Raw genomic sequence first — 21760 nt, forward strand, 5'->3', positions numbered from 1 at the left:
GCACACAACCGTGCACGTCCCGCCTCGCCGACAGGCCCTTCAGGGACGGAGTAGGTTGGAGCGGGTCCATGAACGTGAAGGGCCGGAGGATTCGGCGTGCAGGAGATCGAGTTCCGGGCTGAGGGCCAGGACCTGCTGAAGATACTCATCGACGGCGTTGCGCTGCTCGACCTCGTACGCGAGGCGGAGCTTCCGTACGCGCGAGAAGAGCAGCTCGAACGCGCCAAGGAGTTCGCGCCCGAGCCCGCGCCCCTGCTGGCCGGCGACTACGCCTACTTCGGGCGCTCCTGGACGGGCTGGCCGAGCCGGCACTACCTGGGTGAGCCGGCCGAGACGGCCTACAACCAGGAAGACGACGAGATCATGCTGCTCGGCTGCACGTGCGGCGTTTCGGAGTGCTGGGCGCTGCTGGCCACGATCGAGGTCACCGAGACGGAGGTCCGCTGGTCGGGGTTCCGCAACAACCATCGGGACTGGGACGTGTCCGCCACGCTCGGGCCGTTCGTCTTCTCCCGCGGGCAGTACGAGCGCGCCCTGCGCGCCGGCCGGTGATGGGGTCACTCGGAGGCGAACCGCACGGTGATGGCCAGGCCCCCTTCGGGGCGCGCCTCGGCGGTGAGGGCGGCGTGGTGAGATCGGGTGACGGCATCGACGATGGCGAGGCCGAGCCCGTAGCCGTCACGGCCGTGCCGATCGGGCGCCAGCTTCTGGAAGGGCTGGAAGAGGCGCTGGATCTGGTCGCCGGGGATGACCGGCCCGCTGTTGGCGACGGTGAGGGCCACGTGCGTGCCGCAGGACTGCGTGGTGATCTCTACATGCCCGGCTGATCGGTTGTGGCGGATGGCGTTGTCGACGAGGTTGGCGACGAGGCTTTCGATCAGTCCCGGGTCCCCGGCGGTCACCGCGGGTTTCAGGTGTTCTGCGAGGTCGATGCCCTTCTCCGTCGCCTGGTCGCGGCGGGAGACAAGCACTCCTTCGATGACGTGGGCGAGGTCGAGGGTGTCCCGGCGGGTGCGGCCGCGCTCGCTGGTGGCCAGGGCGAGCAGTGCCTGGACGAGCCGTTCCTGGTGCCCGCCGAGAGCGAGAGCCTCCTGACAGGCCGAGCGCAGGCTGCCGGCGTCGGCATCGGGGTCGGCGAGCGCGACCTCGAGGAGGGTACGCAGGCCGGCGAGTGGGGTGCGCAGCTCGTGGGAGGCGTTGGCGACGAAATGGCGCTGGGCGTCGAAGGAGGCTTGCAGGCGGGCGAACAGGTCGTCGAGGGTGTGGCCGAGCTCGGTCAGCTCGTCGGCGGGCCCGCCGAGGTCGAGGCGGCGGTGGAGGTCTCCGGCGGAGATGACCTTGGCGGTGGCGGTGATGGCGCGCAGCGGGCGCAGGAACCGGCCGGCGACGAACCAGCCGAGGGCCAGGGCGACGGGAATCAGGATGACCAGGGCGACGGCGGACCCCATGAGGAGCTGGGGCAGGCTGATCCCGGGCCCGGATCCGGTGACCACGCCCGACGAGGGGTCATCTTTGGGGACGGTCGCCTGGACGCTGGCGAGCGGAAGATCGACCATGACGAGCACGAAGACGCCGGCGGCGTAGATGCCCGCCGCGTAGGCGAGCGCGAGCCGCTTCTGCAAGGACCTTCTGGCGAGCCTGGTCATGACGACCCGATGCGGTAGCCGCCTTCGCGGATGGTCTCGATCACGGGCGGGTCGCCGAGCTTGGCCCGCAACCGGTGCATGGTGTGCTTGACGGCGCTGCTGAAGGGGTCGGCGGCCTCGTCCCAGACGCGTTCGAGCAGCTCCTCAGCGGAGATGACCAGTCCGGGCACGGCGAGCAGGCATTCGAGCAGGCCGAACTCCCTGGGGCTCAGCTCAAGGCGCCGACCGGCCCTGGACGTGACCCGGCGGGCCGGATCGAGAGTGATGTCCCCGCAGGTCAGCGTGGGCGGCAGCGGCGGGGTGGCGCGGCGGGCCAGGGCACGGACGCGGGCCACCAGCTCGGCGAACGCGAACGGCTTGGGCAGGTAGTCGTCGGCGCCGAGGCTCAGCCCGTCGACGCGGTCCTCGATCGTGCCGGAGGCGGTGAGCATCAGGACGCGGGTCTCGCAGCGGCCGTGGGCGAGCCGCCGGCAGATCTCGTCCCCGTGGACGCCGGGCAGGTCACGGTCGAGGATCACCACGTCGTAGCGGGTGACGGCCAGCCGGTCGATGGCGGCGGTTCCGTCCAGGACGACGTCGACGGCCATGCCCTCGCGGCGCAGCCCTGTTCCGATGGAGCGGGCGAGGACCTCGAAGTCCTCGACGACGAGGACCCTCACCGCCGCTCACCGCCGGTCGTCGTGCGGGCGGGCCGGCCGCCGCTTCGAGGTGCCATGCCTCGACGATGCCAGATCCCAGGTTCCAGCCGGGTCGCGGCCGCTGCGACCGGGCTGGGACCGGGTGCCGCGTACAACCGTCGGCATGAGCTCCTTCACACCTCACCCTTTCCCCCGGTTGCTGCGCGCCGAGTGGACCGCGTTCATGACCTTGCGCGGCTGGGCGGTCGCCATGGCGGCCTCCGTGCTGGTCACCGTGGCGCTCGGGCTGCTGATCACCGGGGGCGCCCGCAGCTCCTGCGTGACCGGGAAGGGCGAGGGCCCCTGCCCCGCGCCTGTGGTGGGACCCGACGGCACGGCGGTGAAGGACAAGTACTACTTCGTGCACCAGCCGCTCCAGGGCAACGGCGGCATCACCGCCCGCGTGTCGGACATGACCGGGCAGATGCGGCTGCCCGACGCCGTACCCGGGGTGCGCAACGTCGAGGAGGGGGTGGTGCCGTGGGGGAAGGCCGGGCTTCTCGTACGGCAGAGCCTCAAACAGGGCACACCGTACGCCGCCGTCATGCTCACCGGCGAGCACGGCGTGCGGATGCAGCACAACTTCACCCATGACGTCGCCGGCGGCCCGCACAACGGCCCGCAGTGGCTGCGGCTGGCCAGGTCGGGCGACACCATCACCGGGTACGAGTCAGACGACGGCAAGACCTGGGCCGAGGTCAGCACGGTCACGCTGGCCGGGCTGCCGGAGACGGTGGAGATCGGGCTGTTCGCCGCTTCACCGGGCACCGTGTGGGACACGGCGGTGGCCTTCGCCCAGACCACCGCCACCTTCGACCAGATCGTGCTGCGGGGCGCCAACGGCTCGTGGCGCCGCGACGACGTCGGCGTCGTCATGGAGTCCGACGGCACGACCCCGCATCACCCGGGCCAGGCCGTCGAGTCCGGCGGCAAGCTCATCGTGACCGGGGGCGGTGACATCGGGCCCGCGACGGTGGAGGGCGGCATGCGCGCCGACTTCACCCTGATCGGCGGGGCTGTGGGGCTGATCCTGGTGCTCGTGGCGGCGGTCTCGTTCGTCACGGCGGAACGCCGGCGCGGGCTGATCGGGACCGGCGAGCCGGACCCGGCACGGCGGCTGGCGGCCAGGGCCGTGGTGGTCGGCGGGGTCGCGTTCGTGGCCGGGCTGGTGACCTCGGGGATCGCGGTCCCCGTCGGGCTGGCCGTGTTGCGTGCCCATCAGAACCCGATCCAGCCGATCACCCTGGGCACCGAGCTGCGGGTGATCGTCGGCTACGCGGCGCTGACCGCGGCCGCCGCCGTGCTGGCCCTGGGCCTGGCCGCGCTGGTCAAGCGGGGCCTCGTCGCCGTCGCGCTCGCCGTCGCGCTGGTCGTCGTGCCCAACCTGCTGGCGACGGCGGGGCTGGTGCCATGGCTACTGATGTTCACCCCCGCCGCCGGGTTCGCGATCACGCAGAGCGTCCCCACGTTCGCGCATGTGGACGTCGTCCAGTCGATGGTGGGGGTCTACTATCCGCTGCCGCCTTGGGCAGGGCTGGCCGTGACCTGCGGATACGCCGCCGTCGCCCTCGGGGCGGCGCTCGCCGTACGGAGCGGTCAGGCGCGATCGTGTGCGGCCCGGACCCGGTGAAGCAGGTTGCCGGGATGTGGCTCGCCGGCTCCCCCGCTGCTGATCGCGGTGCTCAGGCTGGTGAGTGCGCGCGTGCGGCGTCGCTCACGCGGCCACATCGGCGAGAGCCGCCAGGACGGCGGCGATCGCGGGCGGGTCGGGCGGGTCGCCGTACGTGGCGGTGTAGAGCTGGCGGGGAGAGCTGCTGAGCTCGGTGGCGTGGATGTCGGGCCGGCGATGGGCCTGGAGCGCGAGCCCTGGCAGGGTGGTGACGCCCACGCCGGCGGCGACGAGGGCTTGCACCACGACCATGTCGTCGCTGAGCGATGCGATGCGCGGGGTGAAGCCGTGTTGACGGCACGCGGCGATCAGCTCGTTCTGGCAGCGCTGGCAGCCGCCGATCCAGGCGGAGTGGCGATGGTTGGCGATGCTGTCGTCGGGTCGCCGGCTGATGAGGTAGATCGAGTCGTCCCTGATGTGGGTGAGACGGTATCCCTCTTCTTCGAGCGGGGCGTCGGCGTGCTGGAAGATGAGGGCGATGTCGATCTCGCCTTGGCGCAGCATCTGCAGCGCTTCGACCGGGTGCCGCTCGATCAGGATCAGCTCGAGCCCCGGGTGCGCCTGGGCCAGGGTGACGGCTGCCTTGGGCACGATCGTGCTCAGCGCCGACGCGTTGGCGGCCAGCCGGACCCGCCCCGCCTGCAACCCGACCTGTGCCGCCAGCTCGCTGGTCGCCGCGTCGACGCGGCCCACGATCTCAGTGGCCCGGTTGGCCAGCAGCTGTCCTTCCGGGGTCAGCCGGATCCCCCGGCCGACGCGCTGGACGAGCTTGACGCCGGTGGCCGCTTCCAGGCGGGACAGGTAGTGGCTCACCGACGGCTGGGAGTAGTGCAGCTCCTTCGCCGCCTCGGTAACGGACCCGTGTCGTGCCACCGTGGCCAGGACCTTGAGATGGATCAGGTTGAGCATTCATCAAGAATAGCCATGTGAAGTGCTCGATATTGACATTAGACGTCATGAATCTGGCGATCCATGCTTATGCCTGACAAGAAGCGCACCTCGAAGGAGCAAGCTGATGTCCGACGTTCGCGTTCACAATTTCACGATCTCGCTCGATGGCTTCGCCACCGGCGCCGGTCAGGCCCCGGACGCCCCGTTCGGTCACGCCGGCGAACGCCTGCACGAGTGGATGTTCGCCACCCGGTACTGGTACGAGATGGGCGGCAGCCGGGGCGGCAGCGTCGGCGCCGACCACGCGTTCGCGGCGATGCACGGCTCCGGAATCGGCGCCGAGATCATGGGCGCCGGCAAGTTCGGCCCGCCGAACTGGCAGGACGACCCCGGTTACAAGGGCGCGTGGGGCGCCAGCCCGCCGTTCCACACGCCGGTCTTCGTGCTCACGCACCGGCCGCGGCCGTCGATCGAGATGGAGGGCGGCACCACGTTCCACTTCCTGGACGCCTCACCCGCACAGGCGCTCAAGACGGCCCGCGAGGCGGCCGGCGGCCTGGACGTGCGCCTGGGCGGCGGGCCTTCCGTGGTGCGCGACTTCCTCGCCGAGGGGCTGGTCGATCACATGCACGTGGTGCAGGTCCCGATCCTGCTCGGCCGCGGTGTCCGGCTCTGGGACGGCCTGGAGTCGCTGGAGGAGGCGTACCACATCGAGGCGGTCTCCACGCCGAGTGGCGTCACCCACCTGACGTTCACCGCCAAGAGACGGTGAGGCGACGGTGATGGAGCACAAGGGGCAGACCATGGACGCCTTCATCGAAGACGTGGCGTCGCTGGTCGGCAGCGTCGACGACGAACACAAGATCACAGAGCTGGTCGCGGCCCGGTTGTCCAGCCTGCTGGACAGCGGCTACCGGCTTCCCCCGGAGGTCACCCGGCCGTCGGACGAGCACCATGTCACCTACCCGCTCTACATCGCGCCCGACGACAGCTGGTCTCTGGCGAGCGTCGTCTGGAACGTAGGCCAGCGCACGCCCGTGCACGGGCACGAGACCTGGGGTGTCGTCGGAATCTACGCGGGAGGCGAACGCGAGCTCCGCTACGTCAAGCCGGCGGCGTCCGGGTCGAGCGGAGCCCTGACGCCGGCCGGTGAGCACGTGTGGGAACGCGGGCAGGTCACCGTGTGCTGTACGACCGACGACGACGTCCACGCCGTGGTGGCCGTCGGCGACGAGCCCACCGTCGGGATCCACGTCTACGGAGGCAACATCGGCACCATGAGCCGGCGCTTGTACGATCCGGCGACCGGCGCGGTCCGATGGTTCGTCTCGGGCTGGGACACTCCGGCAGGCGGATGAGACGGCTTCCGGTCGTCAGCGCGTCCACCAGCGGGCGGTCGAGCGGGTGTCGCGCAGGGCGTCGGTGGCGCAGTGCACCTCGCCGCCGAGCAGATGTGCCCACGACAGGTCCGCCACCCAGCGCACGTGCACGCCCAGCATGGTGTCCAATTGCGCGTCGATGTGCCCGGCGGCCCTGTCGTTGGCGGACATCAGCGCCCGGTCGGCCAGCAGACCCCCGACCGTCGGGGAGCCGGGGAACAGGCGGGTGCGGCCGGCAGCTGATCAGGTTCGGACGGGTGCTCCAGGGCGGGCGAAGAGGCGCCACGGCCATGCTCTAGCGTGATCGGCATGGAGGCGGCTCGGTATTTGTGCTGGCTGGCCTGGGCACAGAAGGGCCGGGTCGCGCTGGGCGCGACGCTGGGAACCCTCTGGATGGTGGGGCTGACGCTCCCGCCGTACCTGCTGTCCAGGGCGATCGACGACGGCCTCGCGCCGGGCTGGGTGCTGGCGCTGCTCGGCGCGGGACTGGTCAACGCCTGGCTGGCGATGTTACGGCACCGTACGATGACCAAGATCCGGATGGACGCCAACTTCCGCACCGTGCGCGCCCTGGTCGAGCAGATCAACAAGCTGGGCGCCGACCTGCCCAAGCGCGCTTCGACGGGCGACGTGGTGACGATCGGGATCGGCGACGTCATGACCATCGCCGCCTCGCTGACGGTGACCGGCCCCGGCGTGGGCGCGGTGATCAGCTACGGCGTGGTGGCGGCGCTGCTGCTGCAGGTCTCCGTGGTGCTGGCCGTGGTGGTGCTGCTGGGCGTGCCGCTGCTGGCGATCCTGCTCGGCCCGCTGCTCGGGCGGCTGATGAAGGTGCAGAACGGCTACCGCGAGAACCAGGGCAGGCTGTCCACCCGCCTGGTCGACCTGATCGAGGGGCTGCGGGTGCTCAACGCCTTCGGCGGCAAGGGCACCTACGCCGAGCGGTACCGCGCCGACTCGGCGAGCCTGCGCGAGCAGGGCTACCGCGTGGCGTCGCTGACGAGCTGGATCGGCGCGCTGGGGGCCGGACTGCCCGCCCTGTTCCTGGCCGCGGTCACCTGGCTGGGCGCCCGGCTGGCCGCCGAGGGGGCGATCACGGTGGGCGAGCTGGTCGGGGTGTACGGGTACATCGCCGTACTGGTGGTGCCGGTCTCCTTCTTCATCGAGGGCAGCTTCCAGGTCAGCCACGGCCTGGTCGCCGCCCGCCAGGTCACCCGCTTCCTCGCGCTGCGCGACGGGGAGCGGCCCAGGCCCGCCGGGTCGGAGGTCACGCCGGGGAGCCTGGTGGGGCTGGTCAGCGCCCGGCCCGAGGAGAGCGTGGCGATGCTCGAAGGGCTGGGCGGGTTCGACGGCACCTCGCTGATCGCCGACCACGACGCCGCCCTGTTCGCGGGCACGCTGCGCGAGGTGCTCCAGGGCCGTGGCGAGGCGGACGACGCGGCCATTCACCGGGCCGTGCACGTCGCCGCGGCGCAGGACGTGGTCGCGGGGCTGCGCCACGGGCTCGACTCGATGATCGAGCCCGGCGGCCGCAACCTGTCGGGCGGCCAGCGTCAGCGCGTGCGCCTGGCCCGGGTGCTGCTGGCCGAGCCCGAGGTGCTGCTGGCCGTGGAGCCCACCTCCGCGCTGGACGCGCACACCGAGTCCCTCCTCGCGGGGCGGCTCCGCACGGCACGCGCCGGCCGTACGACGGTGGTGGCCACCACCTCGCCGCTGCTGCTCGCCCAGGCCGACGAGGTGCTGTTCATCGAGGACGGGCGGGTGGCCGCCGCCGGCACCCACCGCGAGCTGATGGAATCCACCCCCGCCTACCGGTCGGTGCTCGCGTGACCCGAGACCTGCCTGTCGCCGGCCGCCGGCAGGTGCGGCGGGCCGCCCTGCGCCTGGTCGGGCGCGACGTGCCGGGCTTCACCGCGACGCTGCTGCTCAACAGCCTCGCGGCGGCCGCGGCGCTGGTCAGCCCGTGGCTGCTGGGCCGCATCATCGACTCCATCAGCGCCGGCGGCACGGTCGACCTGCTCGCCGCGATCGCCGTGGGCGCGGCGCTGGCCCAGCTGGTTTTGTCCAGGTACGCCGAGAAGACCGGCACCCGCTTCAGCGAACGCGTCCAGGAACGCATCCGCGCCGAACTCCTGGACCGCGTGCTGGCCCTGCCCGCCGCCACGGTCCAGCACATCCGCACCGGCGACCTGACCGCCCGCGGGACCACCGACGTGGCCGTCGTCGGCAGCACCCTGCGCGACGCCGCCCCCGCGATCCTCGTCTCGAGCCTGCAGGCGCTCTTCCTGATCGTCGCCGTCTTCCTGGTCGACCCGGTCCTGGGCGCCTGCGGCCTGGTCGCACTGGCCGGCATCGTGGCCGCCTCCCGCTGGTACCTTCGCCGCGCCCGCTCCGCCTACCTGGAGGAAGGGTCCGCCCGCTCGGAGCTGGCCGAGCACCTGGCCGCCAACGCCGCGGGCGCCCGTACCATCGAGGCCCTGGGACTGCAGGCCAAGTGCACGCGCGCGGTGGAACGGGTGATCGGGCGCAGCCGGGCCGCCCAGCTGCGGACCCTCTTCCTGCGCAGCGTGCTCTGGCCCTCGGTGGAGATCTCCTCGCTCCTGCCGCCCGTACTGGTGCTGCTGCTCGGCGGGGTGCTCCTGGACCGCGGCCAGGTCACGCTGGGCGCGGTCGTCACCTGCGTGCTCTACCTGCGCCAGCTCGGCCAGCCGATCGAGACGATCCTGATCTGGCTGGAGCAGCTGCAGAGCAGCGGCGCCTCCTTCGCCAGGATCGAGGGCCTCGCGACACCGGCGCGGGAGGAGGCCGCCGCCGCGGCGCCGCAGGGCGACCGCATCGAGGCGCGCGGCGTGCACTTCGCCTACGAAGGCGGCGACGACGTGGTGACCGGCGTCGATCTGACCGTACGGCCCGGCGAGCGCCTGGCCGTCGTCGGCCCTTCGGGAGCCGGCAAGTCCACCCTGGGCAAGCTGCTGGCCGGCATCGACCGCCCCCGCCTGGGCACGGTCACCGTCGGCTCGGTCCCCGTCGCCGACCTCTCCCCCGCCCAGCTCCGCGAGCACGTCGTCCTGGTCACCCAGGAACAGCACCTGTTCCTCGGCACCGTCCGCGACAACCTGCTGCTGGCAGATCCGACGGCCGGGGACGACCGCCTGGACAAGGCGCTGGCGGCGGTCGGCGCCGACTGGATCGGCTCACTCGACGACGAGCTGGGATCCCAGTCGTCCGGCACCATCCTCGGCCCGGACCGGGTCCAGCAGCTCGCCCTGGCCAGAGTCATCCTGGCCGACCCGCACACCGTCATCCTCGACGAGGCCACCGCCATGCTCGACCCCCGTACGGCCAGGCGCGCAGAACGCTCGCTCGCCGCCGTCCTGGAAGGGCGGACCGTCATCGCGATCGCCCACCGGCTGCACACGGCCCGCGACGCCGACCGGGTGGTGGTCATGGACGACGGCCGGGTGGTGGAGGTCGGAGCCCACGACGAGCTGGTCACGGCGGGCGGGGTGTACGAGGCGCTGTGGAGGTCGTGGCGCGCCGACCCCGTCCAGACGGTCAGGGGCACACCTGCCGGAACTCCTCCCTCTTGACGTGGCGCTGCCACTCGGCGCGGGTGAAGGAGCGGCCCGCCTGGGCGCACACCGCGGCGGCGGGGTCGGCGGGCGCCGCGACGTTCCACAGCCGCAGGGTCAGGTCGGCGCTCACCGTGGCGAGCGTGGCGCCGTCCGGGCTGAAGGCCACATCGGCCACGGCCTTCGTGTGACCGGTCAGCGCGGGGCCGATCTGGCGGAGGGTCGGTACGTCCCACAACCGCACGGTGCGATCCCCCGAGCCGGTGGCGAGGATCCTGCCGTCGGGGCTGAACGCCATCGCGTCGACGGAGTTGGTGTGACCGGTCAGGATGACCCCGTTCTGACGCCCGCTCGCCACGTCCCACAACTGCACGGTGCCGTCGGCCGCCGTGGTGGCCAGGAGCTTCCCGTCGCCGCTGAAGGCCAGGGCGCTGTGCTGGTCCGTGGCGGCGCCGCGCAGCGGCTCTCCGATCTGGCGGCGGCCGGCGACGTCGAACAGCCGTACGGTCAGGTCGCTGCCCGCCAGCGCCAGGATGGAGCCGTCGGGGCTGAACGCCTTCGCGGGCACGAAACTGGTGTGGTCCTTGACGACGATGCGAGATCCGGCTGCCTCGCGGCGGCCCGCGACGTCCCAGATCCCGACGGAACCGTCGTTGCCGGTGAGCACCCAGAAGGCGCTGAGCCCGCCGTCGGCGCTCAGCTCGCCGAACGAGCTGAGCCTGTCGGCGCGGCCGATCTGACGGCGGGTGACGGCGTCCCACCGCCGTATGGCGCCGTCGGTCCCGGCCGTGGTCAGCGTCCTGCCATCGCGGCTGAACCTGATGGCGCGGGCACCGGCCCATTCGCGGGGCACCGGGTCGTCCTTGGGGCGCAGGCGGCGGCCGGACTCACGCCGGGTGGCCACGTCGTAGAACCTGACGGCGCTGTCCTTGCGGCTGGTGCCCATGGCGACCACGGGGTCGGAGGTGGCCAGGGACTTTCCGTCGGGGCTGAAGGCGACGTCGTACGTGCCGGGCAGCACGGCGCCGAGCTGCCGGTGGGCCGTCGGGTCCCACAGCCACACCTGGCCGTCCACGTCGGCGGCTGCGAGAGTCCTCCCATCCGGGCTGAACGCCAGTCTCTCGTTCCAGAACCGCCTGTTGGTCAGCGGGTCACCCACCTGCTCCCGGCTCGCGGTGTCCCACAGCCTGGTGTAGCCGTCTCTGCCGCCGGTGGCGAGCCTCGTTCCGTCCGGGCTGAAGGCCACCGTGTAGAAGCCGAGGTCGCTGCCGGTTCCCCGCAGGACACCGCCGATCTGCTTGTGGGTGGTCAGGTCCCACAACCGGGCGGTCCGGTCCGCGATGCTGACCGTCGCGAGCCTTCCGCCGTCCCGGCTGAGGGAGAAGGCGCTGATGTCGCCGGCGTGCCCGGTGAGCGCCTTGCCGATCTGGGAACGGGTGGCGAGGTCCCAGACGCGTGCGGTGTCGTCGGCGCCGGCGCTGATCAGACGTTTCCCGTCCGGGCTGAAGGCCACCTGACTGATGGAGTTACGGACGGACGTGTGGTCGGCGCGGCCGATGGGGGCTCCGGTCTGCTGGCGCTCGACGGTGTCCCACAACCGCACGGTGCCGCTCGTGGTCGCGGTCGCGAGGATCCTGCCGCTCGGGCTGAACGCCATCGCCCCCACCCCGTCCACGACGTTCATCGGGCGTCCCAGCGGCCGGCGGGTGGCCACGTCCCAGAACACGACCTCGTGAAGGCAGGCCGTGGCCAGTACCTTCCCGTTCGGGCTGAAGGCCGTCTCGAATCCTAAGACGCACAATCCGTCATGGACGATCGGGTCGCCGAGCTGCCGGCGGGTCGCCGAGTCCCACAACCGGACGGTGCCGTTGTAGCCGGTCGCGATGACCGAACCGGTGGGGCTGAACAGCAACTGGTCGATGGAGCTGTCCTGCGCGGAGAAGATTCCCCGGTCCGGGCGGGCCGCCACGTCGAGCAGGCGCCGGCGGGTCTCGGGGGTTTCCGCCATCCGCCACGCCGTCACGGCCAGGAGCGCGGACGTGACCGGATCTTCGGTGACCTCGCTCTCCATGGCGAGCTGGCGTGACACTGCCAGTTGCCGCTCCTGGACCGCCAGCCGGCGCTGCTGGTCGGCGTTGTCCGCCGCGTTCACCGCGATGCCGGCGGCGAGCAGGGCGAGCACCGACAGCATGACCAGACCGGCCATGACGAAGGCGCGGCGGCGGCCCGCTCGCCGCGCGGCTCCGGCGGACGCCGCGACGAAGCGGCTCACGATGGGGCCGGGCGGCGGGAAGCTGCCCGGGTCGCGGTCCCAGCGAGGCAGGCTGTCCTGTACGGCCAGCAGCCGGGCCCCGCGGTAGAGGAAGGCGGGGTCCCGATGGTTCCCGGCCCATTGCCCGGCGTCCTCGACGAGCCGGTCGTACACCGCGTGCGCGGTCAGGTCGGGTTCGAGCCACTGCCGCAGGGTGGGCCAGGCGATCAGCAGGGCGTCGTGGGCGATCTCCGCGCCGTCCTCGTGCAGGGTGATCAGGCGGAGGCCGGCGAACGCCGACAGCAGCTCGCCGATCTGGGCCCGCCGCTGCTCCGAGTCCGCGGCCGCGGCGGCGTGGAGCTCGGTCCAGACCGCGCCGCGCCGCACCATCCGCCCGCCTGAGGTGATCAGAGTCATCCGCCGGAAGATCCGCAGCGCGGCCTTGCGGTCCTCGGGCGGCATCCGGTCGAGCAGCTCGTCGGCAGTGCGCCGCACAGAGTCCCGGACCTGGCCGGAGTCCTCGTACCCGCGGATGGTCAGCCTGCCGTCCTCGCGTCTTTCCCAGGTGTTGAGCAGGGCCTGTGACATAAGCGGCAGGGAGGCGGCCTCGAACCCGTCGCCGGACTGATCGCCGCCGGCGCGCACCTCACGCAGGATGATCTCGACCAGGCCGGGCTCCAGGTCCAGGCCCGCGGCGGCGGCGGGACCGGTGATGGCCAGCCGCAGGTCCGGCTCCGTCATCGGCTCGACGATGACCTGGCCGTCCTGGATGGCCTCGGCGAGCTGCGGGTAGGCGGCGCAGCGGTCCCAGTAGTCGGCGCGCACCCCGATGATCACCGCGGCGCCCGCTCCGGCCAGGGCCTTGAGGGTCTGGACGAACGCCTGGCGCTCCCGCTCGTCGGACACCAAGGTGAACAGCTCCTCGAACTGGTCCACCACCAGCACGAACCGCTCGTCCGGCGGGCCGGCCTCCCCAGGACGCTCCCGCACTTCCTCGCCGGCCTCCTCCGGGCGTCTCCGCGACTGCTCGCCGGCCTCCTTCGGATGCGCTCGTAATCGTTCGCCGGCCTCCTCGGCGCTGCCGCCGAATGCCTGCGCCCAGGCTTCGGCCAGCGCGCGGAACGGCTCCGCGGTCGGCGTGAGGAGCAGGCACGGCCAGTCCCGCGACCCGGCCAGCGGCGGCGTGCCCTTCGCGAGCGCCGGCATCAGCCCCGCACGCAGCAGCGACGACTTGCCCACACCCGAGGCCCCCGAGACCAGCAGGATGGAGCCGTGCCCCCGCAGCCGGGGCGCGAGCCGCTCCAGCAGGTCGCGGACCGCCCGCCGCCGTCCGAAGAACAGCTCGCTCCTGTCGCTCTCGAACGGCGCAAGCCCCTGGTACGGGCACACCTCATCCTGGTCCCGCGTCCCCATGGTTCTCATTCTCCCCGCCCACCTCCGCGCCGATCAACGTTCGGCGTCCGCGCGGCGGCCACGCCCGGCCTTGTCGCAGGCCATCGGCAGACACCGCCACCGAACCGCTGGCCCGCGGTGCCTGCCGTCCCGGCGCCTGGACACCGGCAGCCGCGCTGGGGCCCGGCCTGGCGGCAACCGCAGGCGGCACCTTCGTAGATGTCGGGGTGGTCGGGTGGGGGAACACCTGATGTTAACGCTCGCACAGCGGCGGATGATGCGTTCGGTACGACACCTGCTTCCGTCTTTCTCGAAAAGGAAGGCTGTGTCCATGCGTCCTCCCCTCCGGTTACGGCGATGGCTCGGGCTGGGCCTGATCGGGCTCGTGGCCGCCCTCGTGGCGACCGCGTTGTCCGGCGTTCCGGCGTCCGCCGGGCCGACTATGCCGCGGCCGACCACGGCGCCGGGCGTGCCGACGTTCAAGCCCGTCCCGACGTTCCCCACGCCTCCCCCGACCTTCCAGCCGACGCCCGACCCCACCGACACGCCCACCGGCACCCCGACGCCCGCGCCGACGAAGCGGAAGTACAAGATGGCGGTCGTCGGCGACAGCTACACCAGCGGTGAGGGCGCCAGCCATGACAGCGTCTACGTCGGGTACCCGAACGCGGAGGACTGGCGGCACCAGTCCGGGTATGCGCCCGCCCACCTGGCGTGGGCCTACCTGGAGCAGGGCCGGTACCCGTTCGGCAGCTACACGGTCCGGCCGGTCGAGATCCGCACCACCTGGGCCTCCGACGAGCTGCACTTCAACGCGTCGTCAGGGGCCGAGACCAAACATCTCATGTACAAGCACTGCGAGAACAGCAGTTGCAGCGAGACTCGGAACCCCCCGCAGATCGACGGCGTGCCCGCGGACTCCGACATCGTCTACTTCGGGCTGGGCGGCAACGACGCCGGCTTCGGGTCGCTGCTGTCGCTCGCGATCAAGTCACACTACGTGGGCGGGGCCGACGAGGACATCCACGACCCGCAGGCGTTCAACCACCAGGCGCGCGACGTTAAGGCCGAGGTGAAGCGGCTGACGGATCGGCTGCCGCAGGTCACGTCGAACATCGAGCAGGCCCTGGTCGACACGCATCTCAAGGCGCTCAAGGCGGAGCTCGTCGTGGCGCTCTACCCGCTGGCCGTCAAGCAGTCCGGCAACAAGTCCACCCCGCGGCTCACCGGCGCCGCGCAGGACGCGATGTATCCGTTCGCCGCCGGGGTCAACAAGGCGGTCACGGACGCGGTGGCGAACTTCCGCGCCAGGTTCCCCGGCGTCAAGGTCCACGTGTTCGACCCGAACACCGCGGGACCGAACAACAGCAGCGTGGTGGCCGGACATGAGCTCGGCGAGGCCGCGCCGTACTTCAACGAGCTGAAGACCCGGACCGAGCTGCTGGGTGTCAACAAGGTCTTCAAGCTCAACCAGGAGAGCTTCCACCCCAACGAGCCGGGCGCCGTGGCGATCGGCAAGGCGCTGGCGAGCTTCATGGCCCGCGAGATCCCCGACCTCTTCCCCGACGGGCCCGACTTCGCCAACGTGCACACCAACCCGGTGGCCTCGGTGCAGGATCCGGACGCCGACCGGCAGTTCGAGGAATGGGCGCTCGCTCATCCCGAGCTGATGTGCGAGGACGCCGAGATCGACAGCCTCTGCCACTACGTCGGCCCCGGCGGGGTGACCGGCTTCCCGGTGACCATCGTGACCGATCCGATCCCGTTCCCGGCGTATCCGGGGGCGCAAGTGGTCAGCGGGGGCATCGGCGGGGGCGGTGGTTACGGCAGCGGGTCGACATATAGCTGGATTCCCGCCACTTACACCTATCCGACCGGTGAGTCCGGCTCGACCGGCGGCGGTGGAACCGGCGGGACGGGCGGCGGCACAGGTGGTGGCACCGGCGGCGGCACAGGCGGCACCGGCGGCACAGGTGGCGGCAGCGGTGGGACTGGCGGCTCCGGTGACGGTGGCGGCTCGGGCGATGGCGGGGGCTCGGGTGACGGTGGCGGCACCGGCGGGACGGGCGGCACCGGCGGCGGGGCCACGAACGCCCCCAACGGTGACCCCTGCGCCCCGACACAGGTCGATCCGGGCGGCGGTGGCATGCAGGTGACGACGTCCGTGGTCAGCGGTGGCGGCCTGCGCGCGCCCATCACGCTCATCTGGGTCCACTTCAAGAAGATCGTCCCCAAGCCTGATCCCTGCATGCCCAACATCAACGTCAACGACGACATCACCGAGATCACCAACGAGGAGTGGGCCTAGGAAGGATCACGGCCGCCGGACGAGCCCGGCGGCCGTGGCCTCAGCCGAACGGCGGTGCGGGACGACGTGCCAGCAGGGCGGGCGAGGTCTTTCAGAGGTGGCCAACGGCTCACCGGCCCCGGGGAGCACCGTTGAAGAGGTCGATGAGTCCGTAAGGTGCGCGTTCGCCGAGGCAGAGGTCCAGCATCTCGTGGGCGTCGGCGTAGAAGGGCTCGCTGCGGGCGAACAGCTCCTGTTCGTAGGCGGTGAGTGCCGCTTCGACGTCGCCGGGGTGCGCGGCGATCGCCTTGGCGAGCTCAGCGCCGTCGAACATCGCCAGGTTCGCGCCGTCGCCGGACGGCGGCATCAGGTGCGCGGCGTCGCCGAGGAGGGTCACCCCGGGCACGCGCTCCCATCGGTGTCCGTCCGGGAGCGTGTGGATCATGCGCGCGACCGGCGCGGACTCGCCGTCGGTGATCAGCGCGGTGAGCTCCGGCGCCCACCCGTCGAACTCGGCCGCGACCCGGGCGGTCGCGGCGGCGGCGTCGGTGAAGTCGATATCGGCGATCCACTCGGCGGGCCGGCTCAGCTCGACGTACGTGTGCAGGATGTTCCCCGCCTCGCGGTGCGCGATGATCCCCTTTCCCGGGGTCAGCGCGCACATCGCGCCGACACCGACCGCCTCGGCCGTCGCGGTGTGCCGCTCGTCGGCGTCGTACAGGTAGGTGTCGATGAACGTCGTGCCGATGTACGCGGGCTCGGCGTCGGACACCAGCGGACGGACCTTCGACCAGGCGCCGTCGGCACCGACGAGCAGGCCGCTGGTCACGGTCGTGCCGTCGGTGAAGGTCAGCTCGTGCCGGCCGTCGCCGAGGGGCCGGACACCGGTGACCTTGCGCCCCCACTGGACCGTCCGGCCGGGCAGGGAGTCGAGCAGGATCCGGCGCAGGTCGCCGCGGAGCACTTCGGGACGCCGCGCCATGCCGTCGTCGGGCTCGTCGTGCAGCAGCTTGCCGTGCTGGTCGAGCACGCGCAGCGCCTCGGCGCCCTCGTGGATGATCGCGCGGAACTCGTCGGTGAGACCGGCGTCGGCGAGCGCGCGCTGCCCGTCGTCCTCGTGGATGTCGAGCTGGCCGCCCTGCGTGCGGGACTCGGCCGAGGGGTCGGCCTCGTAGACCGTCGCCGGGATGCCGTGGACGTGCAGGACCCGGGCGAGGGTCAGGCCGCCGAGGCCGGCGCCGACGATGACGATCGGGTGGTGGCTGGTGTTCATGGGCTTCCTCGTTCCCGTGCCGGGGACCCTTATGGACCCGCGTTCCAAAAAGAGTATGGAACGCGGATCCAAAATGTGTCAAAATGAGGGCATGCCACGCACGCGAGGAAGAGCGCCCGATGGGAAGGGCCGGGCCGACGCCCTTTCGCAAGAGGTGATCGTCGGCGCGGCCGTCGCGCTGCTGGACGAGCGCGGCGAGCGGGGACTCACCTTCCGGCTGCTGGCCAAACAGCTGAACACCGGACCCGGCGCGCTCTACTGGCACGTGACGAACAAGGACGAGCTCGTCGCCCTGGCCGCCGATCACGTGCTCGGCGACGCCTTCGCCACGGCCCCGCGCGCCGGGGAAGGCGCGGGCGCCGAGCTGCGCGCGCTCGCCATCGCCGTGTTCGACGCCCTTGACCGGCACCCGTGGGCGGCGTCCCACGTCACCGCGCCGGCCACGCTGGCGAACGCACTGCGCCTGCTCGACCGCATCGGCACCCTAGTCGCCCGAACCGGGCTGCCCGCCGAACGGCATTTCGCGCTCTCCACCGCGATCTCCTACTACATCACCGGCGTCAGCGCCCAGATCATCGCCCCACGCGCCCCCGTCGGCGCGACCGCCGGCCGCGACGCCTTCCTCGCCCAGACCGCCGAACGCTGGGAAGAGCTCGACCCCGCCGACTACCCCTTCCTGACGCGCACCACCGCGGACCTGCGCGACCACGACGACCGCGACCAATTCACCACCGGCCTCGACCTGCTGCTGAACGGCCTCAACACGACCACAGCCGGGCTTGACCAGCGTATTTCGCCTGGCCGGACCGTCACGGGGAGAACCGCTCCGGGCGGAAGTCCGCAAGCATCTCATCCCTCTTCCCGGTGAGGATCTCCGAGGCGAGCAGCCGGCCGATCACCGGCCCGAGCGTGATGCCGCTGTGGGAGACGGCCTCGTAGTAGCCCGGCACAGACGGCAGCGCTCCCACCGAGGGGAATGTGTCGGCCGGGATGGGCCGGTTGGCCACCCGTGTCTGCACGATGCGGGAGTCGCCGAGCTCGGGAACGACGTGCCGCGCCGATGCGTGGAGCAGCCGTCCGAGCTCCGCCGGATCTTCGATGGTGTCGATGAGCGCGTCGATCTCGCGGCTGTGGAGGAGCACCGAACCGTCTCCGTCAGGACGGATCTCGATGTGAGGCGCGTGCATGACCCGGTGGAACGGGACCTGAGCACAGCTGATCCGGGTGACGACGCCTGGTTCCCTGCGCATCGGCAAGGGCCGGGCGACGAGTCCGGCGACGTGGGAGGCGCTGGGGCCTGCCGCGTTCACGACGACGTCGACGTCGAGACTGCTCCCGTCGGACAGAGCGACTGTCCGGATGCTCCCGTCGGCACCGGTGCCGATGTCACGGACCGCGCTGCCGAACCGGTGCTCGGCGCCGGCGGCGACGGCCTGGCCGACCAGGCGGCCGACGAGATTCCGGCCGTGCACCCAGGCTTCGTCGGGGTAGAACAGGACCGGAGTCTCGCCGGGCATCGTGAGCGCGGGTTCGAGGCGGCGGCGCACCTCGGCCCCCGTGCACACCTCGACCCGGTAGCCCCAGTCGGCCAGCAGTTCGGCTGTTCTCAGGAACTTCGCCTCGACCGCGGGATCGTCTGCCCAGCGCAGGTGGCCGCTGGGATACCACCATGAGTCCGGCCCGATGGTCGTGGCAAGCTCACGGTAGGCGGCGATGCCCGCGACGTTCAGGTCGAAGTAGGACTTGCGCACGGTCTTGTTGCTGGCGTTGACCCACGAGAAAGTCCAGTTGGTGACGCCTTCGCCCGGCTGGCCCGCGTCGATGAAGACCACCTCGGCGCCCTGCCGGACCAGGTTCCAGCCCACGCCGGCTCCGAGGATGCCCACTCCGATGACCGCAACACGGTCAGACCGTTTCCTCACGAACGCCCCTTCCGCAGCACCATGAAGCCGGAACCGCGCGCGTCCCTTTTGCCCCGGATTCCGGACACCATCAGCCATATGGTATGACGGGGCGGCTCCCCGGCTCCGGCATCCGGCGAGCGAGTGTTGATCGCTTGGTGATCCGCGCGGGTCAGCATGCGGGTATGTCCGGGGGAATCTTGAGGATCGTGTTCACCGGTGAGGACCTGGCCCGGGTGCGCATCGCCGCGCGCATCGACGAGCTGTGGGAGATGGCGATGAGCGTGCACGTGCTGCAGAAACCCGGCGGCGGGCCGGACCTGAACCTCTGGCGGCGCCAGGCCCGCGCCGACCTGGCCGCCACCGGCCTGCTGAAGCAGGTCCGGCACACGCTGGTGCCGCTGATGCCGATCAAGGCGTACTTTCCCGACTTCCTGACCCCGTACGAAGCCCAGACGGGACGGCACGACGGCATCGACGCGCTGGCCGGGACCCCCCGCGGGCGCGTCCGCCGTGAGCTGGACCAGCTGCGCCGGCACGCCGCCCTGCCCGCCGCCCTCGACGACCTCGCCCGCGGCGAGCAGCGCGCCATCACCGGGCTGGCCCGCCTGGCCGACCGCTACGGCCGGACCGTCCTGGCCCCCCACCGCACCACGATGGAACACGCCCTGGGACGTGAACGCGCCCGGCTCGCCCGCCTGCTCACCGACCAGGGCGTGGAAGCCATGCTCGCCGCCCTGGCGCCGCGCATCCGCTGGCGGCCCCCGGCCCTGGAAGCCGACTACGCCGACGGCCGCTACGAGATCCACCTGCGCGGCCGCGGCCTGACCCTCATCCCGTCCTACTTCTGCCGCTACACCCCGGTCGCGCTGGCCGACCCCAGCCTGCCGCCCGTCCTGATCTTCCCCGCCCCGCGCCGCACCCCGGCTCCCGCTCCCGGCGACGCCCTGCCCGACCTGCTCGGCGCCACCCGCGCCCGCATCCTCCGTCACATCGCCGGCACCACCGGCTGCACCACCAGCGAGCTCGCCCGCCGGACCGGCACCTCGCTGTCCTCGGCCAGCGCCCACGCCCAAGTCCTCCACCGCACCGGCCTGATCACCAGCACCCGCCACACCAACATGGTCATCCACCAGATCACTCACCTGGGCGCCGACCTGATCCGTCACCGAGAGAGTCGCGCGAAACATCAGACGTCTGAGGACTGATAGCTTGTCGGGGTGAATGCGGAGAGAATGTCCAGGTTGCGGCACGGTTCCGTGGTGCCGCAACTGGAGAGTTTGTTGCGGGAACGGATCCGTGCAGGACGCTGGGCCAGCGGCGAACGGCTGCCCAGCGAGGTACGCCTGGCCGAGGAGCTGGGCGTGGGCCGCTCGACCGTCCGGGAGGCGGTGCGGCTGCTCCAACGCGACGGCTGGCTCGTCGTGCGCCACGGCTCCGGCACGTTCGTCGCCGACGAGCCGTCCGGGGCGGCGGACGTACACGATCTGCTGCGCCGGGCGCGGCTGCTGGAGGCGTTCGAGGTGCGGCGGGCGCTCGAAGTGGAGGCCGCCAGGCTGGCCGCGCGGCGCATCCGGCCCGAGGACGTCCAGGACCTGCGGGAACGGCTGCGCGTACGCCAGGAGCGCATCGGCGGCGACCCGCAGGCGTTCGTCGAGGCGGACCTGGAGTTCCACCAGGCCGTGGTGGAGCTGTCCGGCAACGCCGTGCTCGCCGGGCTCTACGCGGCGGCGCGGCCGGTCCTGCGGCCGGCGCTGGTGGACCTGGTCGTGCACGAGAGCGATCTGCCTGACATGTCGTACGCGCACGCGGACCTCCTGTCGGCCCTGGAGCGCGGCGACGCGGAGGCGGCGATCGACGCCACGGTCGAGCACCTGGACGCGGTCCTCACGCTGATCAGGACGGAGGCGGCCGGATGACGACGCTTTCCCGTCCCGCCGACACCGGGCCAGTCCTGCGGGTGGACGGCGTGGACCTGGTGCGTTCGGGCCGTGCCCTCCTGCAGGGGATCTCGCTGACCGTGCGCCCGGGCGAGCACTGGGCGCTGCTCGGCTCCAACGGTGCGGGCAAGAGCACCCTGCTCAGCCTGCTGGGCGCCGTCACCCATCCCACCCGCGGCGTGGTCGAGGTGCTCGGCCGTACGCTGGGCCGCGTCGACGTCCGCGAGCTGCGCTCGTACCTGGGCCACATCAACCCGCGCCACGCGCCGGAGGGTGGGCTGAGCGTCCGCGACGTCGTTCTGACCGGCCTGACCAACACGGCGGCACTTGTTCCGCGATGGGCGCCGAGCCCGCACGAGGAGGAGCAGGCCGACCGGCTCATCGCCATGCTCGGGATGGGCGCCAGAGCGCAGGCGCACTGGCCCACCCTCTCTCAGGGTGAACGCGGCCGCGCGCTCATCGCCCGCGCCCTCATGCCGCAGCCCCGGCTGCTGCTCCTCGACGAACCGGCGACCGGGCTCGACCTGGCGGCCCGCGAGCAGTTGCTCGCCAGCATCGACGAGCTGCGCGCCCGGCACCGGTCGCTGGCCACCGTCCTGGTCACCCACCATCTGGAGGAACTGCCCGCGACCACGACGCACGCCATGCTGCTGCGCGAGGGACGCTGCCTGGCCGGCGGCCCGGTGGACGACGTGCTGACCAGCGATCTGGTCAGCACGTGCTTCGACCACCCGGTCCGCATCGTCCGCAGCGGCGACGGCCGCTGGACGGCCCGCGCAGAACGGATCCCGGCCGCGATCGCCTGACGCCTCCAGAGGTACGACCGCCGTCGGCGGTGTAGTTCGCGCTCCGAATGATGTGCAGTTTCGGGGTAGGCTGGCG

The 21760-nt window shown here is 71.9% G+C and carries 18 protein-coding genes; 11 read left to right on the forward strand and 7 right to left on the reverse strand.

Going from position 1 to position 21760, the window contains the following annotated elements:
• Window positions 1-96: 96 nt before the first annotated feature.
• The gene (locus tag ABEA43_RS54720; protein ID WP_345574976.1) at window positions 97-552 is read left to right on the forward strand and encodes a hypothetical protein; all 456 of its coding nucleotides are present in this window, start codon (window positions 97-99) and stop codon (window positions 550-552) included.
• Between the two features lie 5 nt (window positions 553-557).
• Here ABEA43_RS54720 and ABEA43_RS54725 read toward each other — a convergent pair whose 3' ends face one another.
• Both ABEA43_RS54725 and ABEA43_RS54730 read right to left on the reverse strand, forming a co-directional pair.
• Window positions 558-1646 carry a sensor histidine kinase gene (locus ABEA43_RS54725; protein WP_345574978.1) on the reverse strand — a complete coding sequence of 363 codons (1089 nt, stop codon included), beginning with the start codon at window positions 1644-1646 and terminating at the stop codon, window positions 558-560.
• The gene (locus tag ABEA43_RS54730) at window positions 1643-2305 is read right to left on the reverse strand and encodes a response regulator transcription factor (protein ID WP_345574980.1); all 663 of its coding nucleotides are present in this window, start codon (window positions 2303-2305) and stop codon (window positions 1643-1645) included. The genes ABEA43_RS54725 and ABEA43_RS54730 overlap by 4 nt, the downstream gene beginning before the upstream one ends.
• A gap of 142 nt (window positions 2306-2447) precedes the next feature.
• On the opposite strand from ABEA43_RS54730, the gene ABEA43_RS54735 reads away from it, so the two are divergent.
• Window positions 2448-3953 carry a DUF1349 domain-containing protein gene (locus ABEA43_RS54735; RefSeq protein ID WP_345574982.1) on the forward strand — a complete coding sequence of 502 codons (1506 nt, stop codon included), beginning with the start codon at window positions 2448-2450 and terminating at the stop codon, window positions 3951-3953.
• Between the two features lie 84 nt (window positions 3954-4037).
• Here the strand turns inward: ABEA43_RS54735 and ABEA43_RS54740 are convergent, their stop codons facing one another.
• The gene (locus ABEA43_RS54740; RefSeq protein WP_345574984.1) at window positions 4038-4901 is read right to left on the reverse strand and encodes a LysR family transcriptional regulator; all 864 of its coding nucleotides are present in this window, start codon (window positions 4899-4901) and stop codon (window positions 4038-4040) included.
• 106 nt (window positions 4902-5007) lie between these two features.
• Between ABEA43_RS54740 and ABEA43_RS54745 the strand changes: the two genes are divergently transcribed.
• Window positions 5008-5655 carry a dihydrofolate reductase family protein gene (locus ABEA43_RS54745; protein ID WP_345574986.1) on the forward strand — a complete coding sequence of 216 codons (648 nt, stop codon included), beginning with the start codon at window positions 5008-5010 and terminating at the stop codon, window positions 5653-5655.
• A gap of 7 nt (window positions 5656-5662) precedes the next feature.
• Entirely contained in the window at window positions 5663-6241 is a 579-nt protein-coding gene (locus ABEA43_RS54750; protein WP_345574988.1) for a cysteine dioxygenase family protein, read from the forward strand.
• A 15-nt stretch (window positions 6242-6256) separates the two neighbouring features.
• Here ABEA43_RS54750 and ABEA43_RS54755 read toward each other — a convergent pair whose 3' ends face one another.
• The gene (locus ABEA43_RS54755) at window positions 6257-6433 is read right to left on the reverse strand and encodes a hypothetical protein (protein WP_345574990.1); all 177 of its coding nucleotides are present in this window, start codon (window positions 6431-6433) and stop codon (window positions 6257-6259) included.
• Between the two features lie 138 nt (window positions 6434-6571).
• On the opposite strand from ABEA43_RS54755, the gene ABEA43_RS54760 reads away from it, so the two are divergent.
• On the forward strand, window positions 6572-8092 hold the full coding sequence (locus ABEA43_RS54760) for an ABC transporter transmembrane domain-containing protein (RefSeq protein ID WP_345574992.1): 1521 nt from the start codon (window positions 6572-6574) through the stop codon (window positions 8090-8092).
• Window positions 8089-9852, forward strand: a complete 1764-nt coding sequence (locus ABEA43_RS54765) for an ABC transporter ATP-binding protein (RefSeq protein ID WP_345574994.1) — start codon at window positions 8089-8091, stop codon at window positions 9850-9852. The genes ABEA43_RS54760 and ABEA43_RS54765 overlap by 4 nt, the downstream gene beginning before the upstream one ends.
• Here ABEA43_RS54765 and ABEA43_RS54770 read toward each other — a convergent pair.
• A complete protein-coding gene (locus ABEA43_RS54770; protein ID WP_345574996.1) occupies window positions 9818-13498 on the reverse strand; it encodes an NACHT and WD repeat domain-containing protein in 3681 nt (1226 codons plus the stop codon). The two genes, ABEA43_RS54765 and ABEA43_RS54770, sit on opposite strands and share 35 nt — an antisense overlap.
• Before the next feature lie 310 nt (window positions 13499-13808).
• On the opposite strand from ABEA43_RS54770, the gene ABEA43_RS54775 reads away from it, so the two are divergent.
• The gene (locus ABEA43_RS54775) at window positions 13809-15785 is read left to right on the forward strand and encodes an SGNH/GDSL hydrolase family protein (RefSeq protein WP_345574998.1); all 1977 of its coding nucleotides are present in this window, start codon (window positions 13809-13811) and stop codon (window positions 15783-15785) included.
• 109 nt (window positions 15786-15894) lie between these two features.
• Here ABEA43_RS54775 and ABEA43_RS54780 read toward each other — a convergent pair whose 3' ends face one another.
• Window positions 15895-17037 carry an FAD-dependent oxidoreductase gene (locus ABEA43_RS54780; RefSeq protein WP_345575000.1) on the reverse strand — a complete coding sequence of 381 codons (1143 nt, stop codon included), beginning with the start codon at window positions 17035-17037 and terminating at the stop codon, window positions 15895-15897.
• A 91-nt stretch (window positions 17038-17128) separates the two neighbouring features.
• Between ABEA43_RS54780 and ABEA43_RS54785 the strand changes: the two genes are divergently transcribed.
• Window positions 17129-17905 carry a TetR/AcrR family transcriptional regulator gene (locus tag ABEA43_RS54785; RefSeq protein ID WP_345575002.1) on the forward strand — a complete coding sequence of 259 codons (777 nt, stop codon included), beginning with the start codon at window positions 17129-17131 and terminating at the stop codon, window positions 17903-17905.
• Here ABEA43_RS54785 and ABEA43_RS54790 read toward each other — a convergent pair.
• Entirely contained in the window at window positions 17847-18959 is a 1113-nt protein-coding gene (locus tag ABEA43_RS54790) for an NAD(P)/FAD-dependent oxidoreductase (protein WP_345575004.1), read from the reverse strand. The genes ABEA43_RS54785 and ABEA43_RS54790 overlap by 59 nt on opposite strands.
• A 164-nt stretch (window positions 18960-19123) precedes the next feature.
• Here ABEA43_RS54790 and ABEA43_RS54795 point away from each other — a divergent pair, with 164 nt between their 5' ends.
• From ABEA43_RS54795 to ABEA43_RS54805, 3 genes are read left to right on the forward strand one after another with little or no spacing between them, the layout of a single operon-like run.
• Complete coding sequence (locus tag ABEA43_RS54795) at window positions 19124-20146, forward strand: ArsR/SmtB family transcription factor (RefSeq protein WP_345575006.1); 1023 nt, start codon at window positions 19124-19126, stop codon at window positions 20144-20146.
• 27 nt (window positions 20147-20173) lie between these two features.
• A complete protein-coding gene (locus ABEA43_RS54800) occupies window positions 20174-20857 on the forward strand; it encodes a FadR/GntR family transcriptional regulator (RefSeq protein ID WP_345575137.1) in 684 nt (227 codons plus the stop codon).
• On the forward strand, window positions 20854-21684 hold the full coding sequence (locus ABEA43_RS54805; protein ID WP_345575009.1) for an ABC transporter ATP-binding protein: 831 nt from the start codon (window positions 20854-20856) through the stop codon (window positions 21682-21684). The genes ABEA43_RS54800 and ABEA43_RS54805 overlap by 4 nt, the downstream gene beginning before the upstream one ends.
• Window positions 21685-21760 lie beyond the last annotated feature (76 nt).

The sequence above is a fragment of the Nonomuraea rosea genome (assembly GCF_039539705.1).
In the GTDB taxonomy this organism is placed as follows: Bacteria; Actinomycetota; Actinomycetes; order Streptosporangiales; family Streptosporangiaceae; genus Nonomuraea; species Nonomuraea rosea.

What these genes read in the sequence shown, in the direction of transcription:
- ABEA43_RS54760 (WP_345574992.1), top strand. Translation starts at nt 6,572, where the DNA reads ATGGAGGCGGCTCGGTATTTGTGCTGGCTGGCCTGGGCACAGAAGGGC.
- ABEA43_RS54755 (WP_345574990.1), bottom strand. Translation starts at nt 6,433, where the DNA reads ATGTCCGCCAACGACAGGGCCGCCGGGCACATCGACGCGCAATTGGAC.
- ABEA43_RS54725 (WP_345574978.1), bottom strand. Translation starts at nt 1,646, where the DNA reads ATGACCAGGCTCGCCAGAAGGTCCTTGCAGAAGCGGCTCGCGCTCGCC.
- ABEA43_RS54740 (WP_345574984.1), bottom strand. Translation starts at nt 4,901, where the DNA reads ATGCTCAACCTGATCCATCTCAAGGTCCTGGCCACGGTGGCACGACAC.
- ABEA43_RS54800 (WP_345575137.1), top strand. Translation starts at nt 20,174, where the DNA reads ATGTCCAGGTTGCGGCACGGTTCCGTGGTGCCGCAACTGGAGAGTTTG.
- ABEA43_RS54735 (WP_345574982.1), top strand. Translation starts at nt 2,448, where the DNA reads ATGAGCTCCTTCACACCTCACCCTTTCCCCCGGTTGCTGCGCGCCGAG.
- ABEA43_RS54805 (WP_345575009.1), top strand. Translation starts at nt 20,854, where the DNA reads ATGACGACGCTTTCCCGTCCCGCCGACACCGGGCCAGTCCTGCGGGTG.
- ABEA43_RS54795 (WP_345575006.1), top strand. Translation starts at nt 19,124, where the DNA reads ATGTCCGGGGGAATCTTGAGGATCGTGTTCACCGGTGAGGACCTGGCC.
- ABEA43_RS54745 (WP_345574986.1), top strand. Translation starts at nt 5,008, where the DNA reads ATGTCCGACGTTCGCGTTCACAATTTCACGATCTCGCTCGATGGCTTC.
- ABEA43_RS54770 (WP_345574996.1), bottom strand. Translation starts at nt 13,498, where the DNA reads ATGGGGACGCGGGACCAGGATGAGGTGTGCCCGTACCAGGGGCTTGCG.
- ABEA43_RS54780 (WP_345575000.1), bottom strand. Translation starts at nt 17,037, where the DNA reads ATGAACACCAGCCACCACCCGATCGTCATCGTCGGCGCCGGCCTCGGC.
- ABEA43_RS54775 (WP_345574998.1), top strand. Translation starts at nt 13,809, where the DNA reads ATGCGTCCTCCCCTCCGGTTACGGCGATGGCTCGGGCTGGGCCTGATC.
- ABEA43_RS54785 (WP_345575002.1), top strand. Translation starts at nt 17,129, where the DNA reads ATGCCACGCACGCGAGGAAGAGCGCCCGATGGGAAGGGCCGGGCCGAC.